Source organism: Viridibacillus sp. FSL R5-0888 (assembly GCF_038009105.1).
GTDB classification, from domain to species: domain Bacteria; phylum Bacillota; class Bacilli; order Bacillales_A; family Planococcaceae; genus Viridibacillus; species Viridibacillus arenosi.
Genome location: NZ_JBBPAU010000001.1, coordinates 1589473 through 1604300 on the forward strand (window position 1 = coordinate 1589473; position 14828 = coordinate 1604300).

The following is a 14828-nucleotide window of genomic DNA, read 5'->3' on the forward strand; positions in this document are numbered from 1 at the left end:
GGCAGTTTAGTTGAATGAAAAATGTTATAATATTATTAAAATTCAAAAAATGGAGTTTGGAAAATGAAGAGTATTAAAAGATTGATTCAAGTCATCTTAGCAAGTACATCAATCCTAATTCTTAGTGGATGTTTCTCTAAAGATGATCTGAATCAACCAATACAAGAATATTTAGAAACAAACTATGGAATACAAGGTGAGTTTTCTGTTATTCAGACAAGTAATAATTGGTTTGAAGGGATTGACCATCAAACTTATATAGAAATGAAAAAGCCATATCGTGCTTATCCGTACCTAATGATTAATAGAGATACTTTGAAGATTTTAGAAAAAGAAAGTCGTGACGATATTTACCTTTCACAATTCAAGGGTGCATATATTGAGCAACATCCAAAGGTAGTTCAAGTAGTTGAACAGATAATAACAAAATATGGTTTAGTGAAATACCCTAATGAATATGCACCAGTAAGAAATGCCCCAGTTTCAATATTTCCCTACGACAATATTGAGATAGGTGTAGCTAATTATCAAGAGCTACTTGACGATTTTAAAACGACACAAAAGATAGATACTGCTAAACTTTTACCTACACTGATACCAAGTGACCCAAGAAATAATATTCCTGATGGTGAGCATGTCAGGTTTGCAACGGAACTAGGAGTGGTGAATTTTTATTTTGAATTTGACATAAACGAAAATAAACACCCTATTCCAAACGCCAAAGAATTAATTGAGGACTTCCAAAAAAGTGAAGTATTAGCAAAGGGAATATACAGTATCTATATGCTCGTAGATGACTCAAAACATTATGTGGGAGGGGAACATAATAGTGTAGTTTTGTTTGAAGTTGACGAAAATCGGGTATATACAATAATTGCCACTCCTAAATATGGTGATTTTTGGGACACTTACTTTTATGGTGATTACGCAGCTAAAAAAAATATAGAATAGAATTTTAGGTTGAATTACTTAATTGGAATTGACTAAAAATACACATGGTGCTACCCCTATTAGTAATATTTTGTAATTAGGATTAGCGCTTGTTTTCATTAAAGGGGAAGATTAATTTAATATAAAACTGAGTATGAAAACTGCGCTTATATTCGTTATGGAGAACTGTATGTAATTAAATGTCGAGTCTATATGGTACCAAGATTTAATATTCGTTATTCAACAATCGGGCGCGATTGTTGTACAAGCATCTCTGTTCTTATTCAACTAACGGGGTGCTTTAGCAAAAGATTATTGAGCTGTTCATACAGCTCATTTTTTCTTGTTCGACTAAACGGGCAGGTTAATGGAAGAAATAGCAAGTGGGTTTAACTAGGAGAAGTGTCGATGACATTAAAGAAGACACCGAGGTGTCTTCTGTTTTTTAAATTAAGAATATTGATAAATTGAAATTTAATTACTTAACATTATACTTATTTTCGGAGCGAGGCATCTTATTGGTGAGTATATACCAAGTAATGCTTGCTGTTAATAATGTTGACGAAATCAAAGCTGTAAGAACACTATATGTTTGCCAAATAAGTATCGTTGACCAATCGAAGGCAAAAAACATTATACACTGGGCAATCGTAGCGATTAGGAAAATAATTGTTACGATTGTTCTCTTTTTTGTCATTGGCTGCTGCTCATTCGTTTTCCTTTTTCTTAATCCTAAGAGAAGTAAAAGAACGGCCAATAGGCAAAGAATAATTGTGGTAGACGACAAAATGATGTCCAAAAGCTGTGTGCTGCTTATCTCATATGACTGAGTTAGATTGCCGTTTAATATATTTTTAACTTTTAGTACCAGGTTTATATTGGTATTTGCGCCGTTGCTCAGTAAGCAGATGGCTGTTCGTTCATTTGGCAGTATGGCTACTTCGGTTCTAAAATTCGGATTACCCCCAGTGTGTTCTATAAACGTTTGTTCGGCGTTTACCGACCAACCTGCCGCATAATACATATCGTTGACAGCCGAAACAGACATATCACCCCTATGTGATTTTTCGATAACCCTGTGAAATATTTCGGGTATGTCCTGCACGATACCCATCTGTATGCCCATCCAACGCGCCATATCTTTTGTATTAGAAATGATATAGCCGGCAGGTTTATTCCCAGCATAATCAGGAGCGTTAAATGGAGTTGTTATGAAAAAGGAAGAACGGTAGCCCTGCGCGAACTGTCCAGTGGCTTGAGCATCTTCTTTATAAACATACGTCTGGTGAAGACCTAAGGGTAGAAATACCTGTTCCCTCATAAAGTCTTCATAGCTTTGTCGTGATACAATCTCAATAACCAAACCCAATACGTCATAATTAACGGTTCCATAGTTATATTGTTCACCGGGAGAGAACGCCAATTCAGCATCTACCAGCGTTTCCACAGTCTTTTGCAACATATCAGGCGTATTGCCTTGTGGAATATTTTGAGTATGTCTAATATTTGTTAGGCCGCTGGTATGGTGAAGGAAGTTATTTAGTGTAAGGCTTTGCATATCAACAGGTTTACCTTGATACTTTAACGTAAACCAAGGTAAATATTTTTGGATAGGGTCAGTCATTGATAGCAGCCCTTGCTCTTCCAATAGCAGAATCCCCATACCAGTAAAAGCTTTACTCACCGAGGCCAACTCATAGAGTGTATTTTCACTTGCAGACAACCCCTTTTCAAGATCTGCATACCCAGAAGAAAAGTAGAACACTTCATCATTAGCAAGTATTGAGATTGACATTCCAGGCACACCTGATGTACGAGAGGCATCATCTAGCAACGCTTGTATTGCCACAGATTTCGAATCTGACAACGCATAACTTTGTGTTGCGAATCCTGAGAATAATATAAGTATCGTTAATACAAAAACAATAGTCTTTTTCATAAACTCTCCTTTTTGAAGAATTATAAGAGTATAAAAAACTTATTTTTATAACTATAAACTAAATTCTAATTTATATTTATATTTCTACTTACCTATATAATATCAAGTAATTGTGAAGAGTTACACTTAAACTAACGAGTGCTTTACTTCAATAAGGAGTAGAGCCTTTTTGGTGCTTTACTTGAAGATCATTGAGTTGCATATGTAGCTCTTTTTTTCTTTATTGAACTAACGGGGCAGGTTAGTTTAATAAGAGACAATACTTAGATTTTATAATTAAATATCACTTCACAACTTATATTGAGGAGAATGTATGAAAATATTCTTGATTAGTATTTGTGCAAAATAGATTCAGATATGTGCATTGAGGCGGTTCTGTGTAAGGAATATAATGAAAAGTGATAATGATTATCATTTAGTGGCTACTAATATTAAATAAAGGAGTGAGCATTTAATATGGCGATGCGAAAAATAGGAAACATTCGTTGGTTGATCGTCCTACTGGTTATTATAGTAAGTTTAACAGGCTGTAACGGTGAAAAGGAAACATTGACGAATGATGAAGACAATAAGCAAATAAGCACTAAGGAAGAGGGTAATGATACAAGGAAGGTTAAAGATGCTTTTGGCGAAGTAGAAATTCCTGTCAAGCCGAAGAGAGTAGCAGGGATTTATTTAGAGGATTATATGTTGGCGCTAGGAGTGGAACCGATTGTGCAATGGTATCATCCAAGCTGGGGTAAACAAGAGTATTTAGGACTGACAGATGTTCCATTATTCGATATAACAGGAAGTTTGGAAGCTATGCTAGAAAAAAAACCTGACTTAATAATATTGCCCGGGGCAATGGATGAATCTTATCAATTGTATTCTAAAATCGCGCCTACATATCGCGTGCCTGATGAAGTGCTTGGGGATGCAGAAGAAACTCTCAAAATAGTTGCTGATTTATTAGGTATTCCAGAAAAGGCTACTAGTGTACTAACAGATTACAAACAGAAGATTGCCGACACCAAAGTGAAGTTGGAAGAGGTTATTGGCCGCGAGACGGTTGCTGTCGTACGTCTCGATGTCGGGGACAAGCCAGAGTTGCGTTTATTCGGTCTGAATAATGCATATACGGGCATGATTTACAAAGACCTTGGTTTGGAGCCGTTCAAGTGGGTGAAAAACATTAAGGCACATGATGTTATCTCACAAGAAAAAATCCCAGAGTTTAGCGCCGATCATATTATCATCTTCCCATCTAATGGTACGTGGGACTCCGAGTCCAATGAGAAGGCGGTTGCCCTGCTTGACGATCCGTTATGGAAAGGTATTCCCGCTGTCAAAAACGGACATGTTTATCAACTGGAACGATCTCATTGGCAATCAGGGGCGATTACAGCGAATTCTATGAAAATGGAAGATTTGCTAAATTTGATAGTGAAGTAATAGCTTTAGTAATAGGGTATCGAGAAACAAATGAGAAAGCTCTTTCGGTTTCATTGAAGAGCTTTCTTTTTAAGATTATAATAAAGATTATCATAATCGAAAGGGCGATGTATGATGTATAGTGGAGTGGTGCCTCCTTGTTATCCGTCAGTCTTTTATATTATGGTTGGTATCAGGTATATCAATTTGAATATGTTGAGCAGTGAAGAATTTAGTGATGCTGAAGAACACATGCTATTTGCAATAACGGACGGCGAGGCAAACATGGATATTGGATATGGTGCTCAAAGAATTGGAAGAGGGAGTCTAGCTATAGTGAAACCAAATCAAGCCGTTCACATCGATCCTTTTAAAAATAGTATTTCTTTTTATGTTATTACATTCAAAGAGATTCTAATTCCAAATTCGAATACTTCTAATCATAAGCGCAAATCTTCAATTTTCCCAGACACTGGTCTGTGGAATTGTGTTCCATTTTCAAAATGCATTGATTTGTTAGCGGATATTGAACGGCATAGTCATGAGAAAGACGAATTGATGCAATTTTACAATCATGTACGATTCGAGGAATTACTTAGTTTAGTGCTTCAGCAAAGTGTAAGTTTTGCCCCCGCACCAGATTTACGGAGTGCTGTTAAAGGCTCGATTGATTATTTAAAAGACAATTTTGCTGAGCAAGTGACAGTGGCTAAGCTTGCAGAAGAAGTGAACATGTTTCCATGGCAATACTCGCAAATATTCAAAGAGCTTACTGGACAAATCCCACTTAGTTTTGTAAATAATCTGAGAATCGATCAAGCGAAGCATTTACTACTAAAAACAGAGGATCGTATACATGAGATAGCCCATCATGTTGGTTTCAACAATGAGTTTTATTTTAATAGGCGCTTTAGTAAGGCGGTAGGTGTAGCTCCGGGACAGTATCGTAAACAAAACAGAAGTACGATTCGTGTTGTTTCTTTATTTATGGAGGATTTACTAGTAACATTAGGCATTACGCCCGTTGTTCAGTGGTTTCACCCAGCATGGGGGCAGCAAGATTATCTTGGACTAATGCATGTTCCGACATTTAATGTTTTGCAAGAAAGCTACGAATCACTTTCTAAATATGAGCCCGATTTAATTATTGCACGTGGAAGTGATTACGAGTACCGTACCAACCAATATGAGCAATGTAAGCAATTTGCAAATACCGATATTATCACACAAGATGGCGCAGACTGGCGTTTAACATTACGAACTCTAGCTGAGCGATTGGGACGGGTCGATCAGGCCGAGAAAGCCATTCAGCAATATGAAGATAAATTAACCAGTGCTAGGAATTTGTTGATCCATTCAAAGAAAAACCAAACGTATGCCTTCATAAGATTTAAGGTCGATTGCATCGTTATCGATCAACAATATACTAAGCCATTTCTTTCAGAGGATTTAGGTATTACTCTTCATCCGATGGCTCAGAAGCTAACTCTTGAGGAGAGTAGAGCAGGCGTATCATGGGAATGGTTAAAATCGCTAGATGCAGATTATATTTTCTTCGTGTTTGATAAATGGCATGAGGAAGAAATAGGGGCAGAAAGACTTCAGATTAATCATCCGTATTGGAAAGAAATCCCTGCTGTTAGAAATTGCTGTGCATTTGAAGTCGACTTTATGACATGGATGAACCATGGACATCTAGCCAGTAGTAAAAAACTAGATGATGTACTGAAAATGTTAATTTAATATTGAAATAATGCCATAGAACACTTGTAGGAAGGTCTATAGCCCCTGCAATTGATATGTTCAGAGAAGGTAATGTGTTGGACAAGATGGTTTCAAAATAATTTTATATACATCATTTTAATAAAAGACGCTATCTCTAAATATGGACTGAACACTATTTGAATAATATAAATAATACCGATGATATATTTGTTGGAACGATGATGACTAGCAATGAATCTAATCCCGAAATACAATGGTCAACTATCAAAGAGACCGTTGGTTTTTAATCCTAACTAGTTATATAGAAACTTGTTTTTTTCAACTACTGAAGTGTTATTTTCAATAGTTCAACATAAAGGATCTCCCGTAAAAGGAAGCTTTAATGGAAGAAAGAAGCGTCCTGATCTGCAATATCGGGCCATTTTATTGAAGATCAAAAGAAATTAAAAGGATGATAATTATGAAAGAGGTTCATTCGGAAAGCCACTTTCAAGAGAGCTGTTATCTTATTAAGCAAAAGGGTGATTTAGTGGAAGATTGTTGAGCTGTTCAGACAGCTCTTTTTTTATTGAACTAATGGGGCAGGATAGGGCTGTCATTCGTGCAGCCTACTCTTATTGATCTAACGGGGGCTTTAGCAGAACAGGGCTTGGTTTTAACCCTTTAGATAAGATTGTCTAAAGGGGTGTTTATTATGTTGAAAAGGAAAAGAACATCTGTGGAACTAGTGGTGACAATAGAGTTGTTCCACAAATGAGACAGATGAATAGTGTGCTTTATCTGGGAAAATCAGAATATTTTTTGATTATAGAAACTGTAGCTATTGAAAATGGAACAAATAAAAGCTAAATAACAATAATATAATCTCTTTTCTAGATATGCCTTTTTCAAGAATCAAAGAACTTAATACCACTTAGTACAAAAGCATCAGAACTTGGGCTATAACCAACTAACTTTCTTGTTCCTTCAATATCAATTCGTTTAAACCTGTTGTTAGATACACCATGTAAAATTGAAAATGGAGGTAAGTTCTTTGCCGTCATCGACTTTAAGAGAAGGTCCATAAAATCTTCTGGGCTTAAGTATGCACTCATATCTCTAGCTGTTAGTGGTTTACCATATGGATTATAATCATCATATGCACCTATACGAATAGCAAGACTTTGTAACCCTTCTTCATAAGCAAAATAAGAAGCAACAGCCTCTGCAAAACACTTACTTACCCCGTACATATTTTTGGGTCTCGTGGGTGAATAAGCATGTGGTTGATAATCCAAAGGATAGCCTTCAATTGTTTGAGCACTTGAAGCAACTATCACTTTGGATACATTATTATCACTAGCAGCTCTAAAAATATTATAGGTTCCCTTTATATGATTTTCTAATAAGGAGCCATAAAAATCAGCATTTGGTGAAGGATTACCTGCCAAGTGTATAACTATATCTATACCTTTCGTAAATTCTTGACAAGCAGCTAAATCAGAAACATCTAAATATATGATTTCATGATTTGTATCTTTAAAAGTTTCTAAAGCAGATAAGTTAATATCTGCTAGCCGTAACTGGTAATTCCCTTGCTTATCTAGGAACCTTGTAACATCTTGGCCAATCTTACCTGCAGCACCTGTAACTAAAATTTTTTGCATTTCACTTCATCCTTCCATGAAAAATACATCCTTTGTCAAGGGTCATATAATAGAGCATGGACTTATTATAAGTTGGTTATGGCATTAAATAAAACGAAGAAATATAATGGAAACATGAATAAAATTCATAAGGAGGACCATAGTGACTTTAACAAAATATGAAATATTTAACAAAGTGGCAGAACTCAATAGTTTTACAAAAGCTGCAGAAGTGTTAGGTTTCACCCAATCTGCTGTAAGTCATGCAATTAGCAGTTTGGAAAAAGAGTTTTCCTTTCCTTTATTTATTCGCAATCACTCTACTTTAACATTGACCAAAAATGCAGAGGAGCTTTTAATTACCGTTCGGAAAATTTTATACTATAACAACATGCTGAAGCAGGAAGTAGCGGCTATCAATGGGTTCCAAAAAGGAATAGTAAGAGTGGGGGTTTTTTCGAGTATTTCTAAAAACTGGATTCCTGGTATTCTTAAAAAAATGGAGGAAAAGTTTCCAAATATTGAAATCGAATTACTGGAAGGAAACTATGCTGAGGTTGAGAATTGGTTACAAAACGGGAGATTAGATTGTGGGTTTATTAATAATGATACTTACTTTGAATCATTTGAAAAATCCTTTGAAATTGTACGATTGAAGAGGGATCGACTTTTGTGTGTTGTATCTAACCAATCCCCATTATGTAAGGAAAACCAAGTATCAATGCAACAAATAGAAAATGTACCTTTTATTATGCCAACATATCAGTGTTATGATGATATTCAAAAAATATTTAGGGAGAATAAAGTTAGCCCCAATATTCGATTCGAAAATATGAATGAATACTCGGTGATCTCCATGGTGGAGAATAATCTAGGAATTAGTATATTGCCAGAAATGATTATACCGAAATCAAAAATTTCTTTTACAGCCATTCCACTTGAAAGTGATAGCTATCGAACTATTGGATTAGCTATAAGAAAACCAACCTCACCCGCGACTAAGAAATTTTCTGAGATTACTAAAAGGTGGGTTTCATTTGAATCAATTTAATTTTGCCAAAATATGAGCTATTTATATTGATATGGTTCTTCTTGAACTAACGGGAACTAAAGGGGCAGGTTAGTTTAAGAAGAAAGACAATTAATCTACCTTTTTTCTTGATTTGGAAAATGGTATTTTATATTAAATCGAGTTTGTGTAATTACTTATTGGTTTTTTAGAAGGGGTGCATGAAAATAGATATTAGGAAAATTCGATATTTCATAATGGTGGCAGAAGAATTGAATTTTAGTCGTGCAGCAGAACGTCTTAGGATGGCACAACCTCCTCTAAGCCAAGAAATTCGTAAATTAGAAGAAGAATTGGGAGTTCAACTTTTTCATCGAACAAAAAGAATGGTTGAACTTACAGATGCTGGGAAGATATTTTTGGAAGGATCTCAACAAACACTGTTTCAATTAGAAAGAGCCATAAAAGAAACACAACTTGCAGCTGAAGGCAAAATAGGGAACTTAATAATCGGTTTTGTCGATTCCACAGAAATCGTTATAGAAGTTCTTAATAAATTTCGAGAACGCTTTCCTAAAATCCATCTTATATTACTTGAAATGACAACGGAGCAGCAACTAAAAGCACTCTATGAGAAACAAATTCATATTGGATTTATTCGTTCTAAACAGAACAACCAGATACTATCTTCTGAAGTTTGTTCTGAAGAATCTTTAAGATTGGTTTTACATCAAGATCACCCTTTCGCCTCATTGTCCGAAATTCCACTCCAATTGTTAATTGATGAACCATTTATTTTGTTTCCGCGTCATATGGGTTCAAATTTTTATGATTTAATTATTAGCTACTTTTGGGATCATGGTGTAAGTTTAAATGTTGTTCAAGAAGCTATTCAAATGCATACTATTGTTAATTTAGTTGCAGCAGGAATGGGAGTTTCTGTCGTTCCATCGTCGGTGGAAAGGTATAAACGTCCTGGAGTTATCTACAAAAAAATCCAAGAGTCTACACCAAAAGTAAATCTATATGTTGGATGGAGGAAAGATGAAAAATCTTCAGTAGTAGATCATTTCTTAACAGTTGTTAGAGAGGTGTATTCTATTTTACAACTTGATCATCAAGAATAAAAGCCCATCCTGATGGGATGGGTAGTAAAATATCACAAAGGAAGAATTCTAATTAACTTAAGCGTTAAAGTAAGACTACAAAGATTTTGTATATATTTATGGTTAAGTCACGTGCAAAAACTTAACCTGTTTTACTCGGATCGTACTCAACTAAACCATCTAGTACTTTGTCAATCTGCTGCATTATTTCAGGCTCTATTTTGACACCAGAAGCGAACGCATTCTCTCTTACCTGTTCCGGGCTCGAGGCCCCGATAATTGCTGAGGAAACATTCTGGTTTTGTAGTACCCAAGCTACTGCGAGTTGAGCGAGGGTAAGATCAATCTCTTGTGCGAGGGGTTTTAGCTTCTGTATAGCAGTGAGAACATTGTCGTTCATCCAACGTTGTGCAAGTTTATGAAAAAATGGTTTGCCAGCAGGAGAATTAGCACGAGATTGAGTTGGTACGGGTTTTTGGGGTAGATATTTTCCAGTGAGAACACCTTGTGCTACAGGCGACCATACTACTTGTCCGAGGCCCTCACGTTGACAGGTTGGTATCACATCGGTTTCGATAACTCTCCACAACATTGAATACTGGGGTTGGCTAGCGATGAGCGGAATATTCAATTCCCGTGAAAGTGCTGCACCACGGGTGATTTGTTCTGCTGTCCACTCACTTACACCGATATAAAGCACTTTACCTTGTCTTACAAGATCTGCGAAAGCTAACATCGTCTCTTCAAGAGGAGTAGTTGGATCAAACCTGTGTGCATAATAGACATCAATATAGTCGGTCTGTAACCTACGCAATGATGCATTACAATTTTCTAGAATATGCTTTCGTGATAAACCTTTATCGTTTTGCCCATTCCCAGTCGGGTGGCACACCTTTGTACATAGTTCAATGCTCTCCCGTCGTATACCTTGTAAAGACCGGCCGAGTATTTCTTCAGCTATAGTGTCTGAATAAACATCAGCAGTATCGAATGTTGTTATACCAACATCTAGTGCTGCTTTAACACACTCATTTGCAGTATCTTCATCTACTTTACCCCCATGATTTATCCAGTTTCCGTATGCAATCTTGCTTATTGTTAATCCACTATTGCCAAGTTTATTAAACTCCATTTTAGTTCCTCCTTTAAAAGTGATATCTTCATTATAAAGACTAGATTTTAATATGGATAATATAATATTAATAATGAATTAATATAAAATATATATAAGTCGTAGTTTATAAAAAATAACCCCTTTTGTTTGACTAACCTGCCCCTTTAGTAGAATAAGAAAATAGAGTTGTGACGTATAAAATATACATTGAAACGATGTAGGATTTATATTTAATAATTTTTAAACAACCGGTGCAAGAGTTGCTGAACAAACATGGTTTGGAAGCTTTTTATCTTATTGTAGTAAGTCTTATTGACCTATCAGGGCAGAAATTACAAAAGAGGTATTTGCGATTTTATGTATAATTAGTATATATATAGGGCTATTTAGTTTTTATAGCCGAAACTTAAGGAAGGGGTGACATATTGAAAATGATAGAATTTCAAAATAGCATGCTAATGAGAGGGATTACTTCTTAACTAAGGTTTAATCCTCTCAAAGGTAATGGGAGGAAAAATAAAAGATGATGAATTTAGGAAACATGGTAAGAGGAGTGGCTTCTGATGCAGTCGCTCAGAGTCTCGTTCAATTCTGGGAATATGACGAGGGAACTTTGGAGTTGTGGCGTGCAAGTTCAAACTTTGTGTATGCTTTTGAACGTAATCAAGTTCAATATTTTTTGAGATTTAGTTTTGAGCAGGATAAATCTATTGAACAAATAAAAGCTGAGTTAGAGTTTATACATTATTTACAATTAAATGGATTTCCATCGGTAACACCAATTCAATCAATAAGTGGAGAACTAATTGAAACACTAAAAACACCAGAAGGAACGTATAATGCCGTTGTCTTTAGTGCAGCAAACGGAATCAATTTGGATGCCGATACAATTACTGCAAAACAGATGGAGGAATGGGGTAGATCACTTGCCTCACTTCATTTTTTGTCAAAAACTTTTGAGCCAGTGTCTGAAAGAAGAAAGAGTTGGCTGGACACAGTACAATTCATGGAAAGTGTATTTAAAAAGCATCCAGGAGAACAAATAGCCCTTCAAGAGCTAAGTAGGGTGACGAATTGGCTTAAATCGTTACCTACTAACAAAGATGTGTTCGGATTGATACACTATGATTTTCAATTGGATAATATCTTTTTTGAAGAGGATAAGGACCATAGTTTCAATATAATCGACTTTGATGATACAATATATCACTGGTATGCACTTGATATTGTAACAGCACTTGGTGATTTTATTGACGATGACAATCCTCATTCAAAATTACTGATTCAATCTTTTTTGAACGGATATCGTTCCAAAATGGATTTAGAAAATGATGCAGTGGCTCAATTTCCGCAGTTTCAAAGATATGCAAACTTATATAAGTTCTCCAAAATATTAAAGTCTTTGGATTATGGTGAAATAACTGAAACGCCATCTTGGTTTGTTGGATTGAGGGGTAAATTAGTTCGTGTTGCAGATGAATTAAGACAAAGCTTTCAAAAACCATGGCAAAAGGATAACATGAAATAAATAAATAAATAAATAAATAAATAAATATATAAGCCATTCCAAACTTTTGGAGTGGCTTTTACTTTTATCTTATAAATAACTGTACAGCTAGAAAAATAGGAATTGAGTCCTCTTAATAAAATGAATTATAAAGTAGAATTATTTTATTTAGATAATTATGTTAATTTTATTATAGAGATTGTGAAAAGATGTACTTAAACTAACAGGGCAGATTAGTTGAATAAGAGCTTCAACTGTCATGGTTATTTCTCCTTTTATTTATTAATAACTACATTGGTTGTTTGTTTTATTTTAAAATGTGTAAGATTCGCCGTCATCTGGCACTAAAACATTAGAACTGATTCCTTTTTCTTCAATAAAGCTTTTTAATTCTTCTCTGGATAATCCCCAATGGTTTACAGCTTCCATGTGAACAGCAATAATTTTTGCGTCTGGAGCAACCTTAACTACCTCATAGACATCATCTTTCCCCATGATGAGAGAACCGCCCTCAAAGAATTGATTATCTCCAGCATTTACCACGATGATTTCTGGTTTAATTATCAATTGTTATTAATAAGTATTAATGCTAGATTTATGAAGAAATATACTTCAACTAATGGGTGCTTTAGTAGAATATCTTGGAGCTGTAGGTTTGAAATAAAGTCGAGACGTTTGTAAAAAAGTTGCGATGTTTTTCCCCTTTGGATATGGTTATCTAAAGGGGATTTTTATAATGAAGGGAAAGAACATCTGAATTAAAAGGTGGATTAATGAATTGTTAATTGAAAATAAATTGTTCCGTTAAAGGGACAGTTTGTTGAATAAAGAGGAAAAGCTATTTAGCAATCGAGAAGAAATCTTTAGGAGACATATGTGATGAAATTAGGGAAAAGGTGGTATGAGATATGAAAATCCATAGAATAGATCATGTAGGTATAATCGTCAATGATCTTCCTGCCGCGAAAGCGTTTTTTCTTGACTTTGGCCTTGAAATGCTGGGTGAAGGAAAAGTGGAAGGCGAGTGGGTGGAGCGGATGGAGCGATTAATAGGGCTTCAAGACGTTAAAGAGGAAGTTACAACGTTGCGAACGTCAGAAGGTGACGCAAATATAGAACTAGTAGTGTTGCGAACGCCAGAAGGTGACGCAAATATAGAACTAGTAAAATTTCACACACCATCAGATGAAAATGGCATACAGCGTCCTTTAGCAAATACTCTGGGTATCCGGCATATTGCCTTTGCTGTTGAAGATATTGAAGCCCTTGTTACCAAATTGACAAAGATAGGCGCAGAACTTATTGGTGAGATACAAAACTATGAAAACGCTTATAAATTATGCTACGTTCGTGGGCCAGAAGGAATTATTTTGGAGCTGGCTGAGGAAATCAAATAAAACATCCAATCTTTTTTATCAAAACAGCAATTATACCGTTTTAAAAAAAAGTTGAATGTTTATTCAGCCGACTATTCAAACCGTTTTTTGAGGGACTTCTATGAGTTTTACTCAAACTTATTATAAAAACACAATCTGCATTTACAAATGAAGAATCCATTTTGATCAATCTTTTATCAAAATGGATTGGATTCAAGGAACATTTTTGAACAAATTTTATTTCTTCGCTACAGGAGCTGTTCAGACAGCTCTTTTTTTATTCAACTAACGGGGCAGTTTAGTTGAATAAGCTCAGTTCTGGTTTATTTGTATTAAATTTCAAACAAAGTAAATTAGTGTTAATATTAAAGTAAAGTATCGTCAATAATCCAAATAGTCAAAGAACAGGACTGCTATTAAGGTTTTAATGAGGAGGAATAACTTATGAAATACATTAAAGGCTTATATGTATCACTTGTACTAATGATGTTAGTTATTTTGGTTAACACAACAGTATTTGAAGATGAATATTCAGGGATTGCTATGTTCATTTGTTTAGGCATATTTTTAACGGGAACAACCTTTTTTATAAATGCCAAACAAATAAAAAATTAGAATGGGTAAAGCACGTATAATTAATAGTTAATAGTATATAAAGGAAGTGGAATTAAAATTGTTTAATGTAAATAAAAAAATTTATTGGCCACTCTTAATACCTTTCATAATTTTAATGTTTATTTTACTTTATGTATTACCTGCTGACCAAAGGGTTTTCATAGTATCTTTACCTCTACCATTTTGGATAATATACCATATTCTCAATAAAATTTATCCTAAAAAAAATAAGTAATTCAAAACTAACAGGTGCTTTAGTAGAAGATCTTGGAGCTATTTAGACAGCTCTTTTTTTATTCAAACTAACGAGGCAGTTTAGTTGAACAAGGAATTTGTTACATCACGTGTTGAAAAATCATCTTACGTATCAACTCCTTAAATACATTCCGCTAATGCTACTGTTGACGCATTAAACGGAATTTTTTATTATTCAACTAACGGGTGCTTTACTACAATAAGGAGTAGGACC

11 protein-coding genes and 1 pseudogene are annotated in these 14828 nt (G+C 35.0%); 8 read left to right on the forward strand and 4 right to left on the reverse strand.

The features are described from left to right. Positions 1-63: 63 nt before the first annotated feature. Positions 64-951, forward strand: coding sequence for a hypothetical protein (locus MKY02_RS07875; RefSeq protein ID WP_340710928.1), 888 nt, complete (start codon positions 64-66; stop codon positions 949-951). A gap of 457 nt (positions 952-1408) precedes the next feature. On the opposite strand, the gene MKY02_RS07880 is transcribed toward MKY02_RS07875, so the two are convergent. Beyond that, entirely contained in the window at positions 1409-2869 is a 1461-nt protein-coding gene (locus tag MKY02_RS07880) for a serine hydrolase domain-containing protein (protein WP_340710929.1), read from the reverse strand. 456 nt (positions 2870-3325) lie between these two features. On the opposite strand from MKY02_RS07880, the gene MKY02_RS07885 reads away from it, so the two are divergent. Together MKY02_RS07885 and MKY02_RS07890 are read left to right on the forward strand one after the other, a co-directional pair. Beyond that, positions 3326-4303: an ABC transporter substrate-binding protein gene (locus MKY02_RS07885; protein ID WP_340710931.1), complete on the forward strand. Its 978-nt coding sequence runs from the start codon at positions 3326-3328 to the stop codon at positions 4301-4303. Between the two features lie 114 nt (positions 4304-4417). Beyond that, positions 4418-6025 (forward strand): AraC family transcriptional regulator, encoded by a 1608-nt coding sequence (locus MKY02_RS07890; RefSeq protein ID WP_340710932.1) that lies wholly within the window; start codon positions 4418-4420, stop codon positions 6023-6025. Positions 6026-6894: 869 nt separating this feature from the next. On the opposite strand, the gene MKY02_RS07895 is transcribed toward MKY02_RS07890, so the two are convergent. Next, a complete protein-coding gene (locus MKY02_RS07895; RefSeq protein ID WP_002014092.1) occupies positions 6895-7653 on the reverse strand; it encodes an NAD-dependent epimerase/dehydratase family protein in 759 nt (252 codons plus the stop codon). 142 nt (positions 7654-7795) lie between these two features. Between MKY02_RS07895 and MKY02_RS07900 the strand changes: the two genes are divergently transcribed. Together MKY02_RS07900 and MKY02_RS07905 are read left to right on the forward strand one after the other, a co-directional pair. Further along, positions 7796-8683, forward strand: a complete 888-nt coding sequence (locus MKY02_RS07900; RefSeq protein ID WP_038185693.1) for a LysR family transcriptional regulator — start codon at positions 7796-7798, stop codon at positions 8681-8683. A 185-nt stretch (positions 8684-8868) separates the two neighbouring features. Further along, positions 8869-9768 (forward strand): LysR family transcriptional regulator, encoded by a 900-nt coding sequence (locus MKY02_RS07905; protein WP_038185818.1) that lies wholly within the window; start codon positions 8869-8871, stop codon positions 9766-9768. Positions 9769-9889: 121 nt separating this feature from the next. On the opposite strand, the gene MKY02_RS07910 is transcribed toward MKY02_RS07905, so the two are convergent. After that, entirely contained in the window at positions 9890-10879 is a 990-nt protein-coding gene (locus tag MKY02_RS07910; protein ID WP_038185691.1) for an aldo/keto reductase family protein, read from the reverse strand. A 505-nt stretch (positions 10880-11384) separates the two neighbouring features. On the opposite strand from MKY02_RS07910, the gene MKY02_RS07915 reads away from it, so the two are divergent. Then, positions 11385-12389 carry a phosphotransferase enzyme family protein gene (locus MKY02_RS07915; RefSeq protein ID WP_038185688.1) on the forward strand — a complete coding sequence of 335 codons (1005 nt, stop codon included), beginning with the start codon at positions 11385-11387 and terminating at the stop codon, positions 12387-12389. A 291-nt stretch (positions 12390-12680) separates the two neighbouring features. Here the strand turns inward: MKY02_RS07915 and MKY02_RS07920 are convergent. After that, positions 12681-12926: pseudogene (locus MKY02_RS07920) on the reverse strand (MBL fold metallo-hydrolase); the annotation flags it as partial. A gap of 350 nt (positions 12927-13276) precedes the next feature. On the opposite strand from MKY02_RS07920, the gene MKY02_RS07925 reads away from it, so the two are divergent. After that, a complete protein-coding gene (locus tag MKY02_RS07925; protein WP_038185684.1) occupies positions 13277-13765 on the forward strand; it encodes a VOC family protein in 489 nt (162 codons plus the stop codon). Positions 13766-14188: 423 nt separating this feature from the next. Then, a complete protein-coding gene (locus tag MKY02_RS07930) occupies positions 14189-14359 on the forward strand; it encodes a hypothetical protein (RefSeq protein WP_168170732.1) in 171 nt (56 codons plus the stop codon). Positions 14360-14828: the final 469 nt, after the last annotated feature.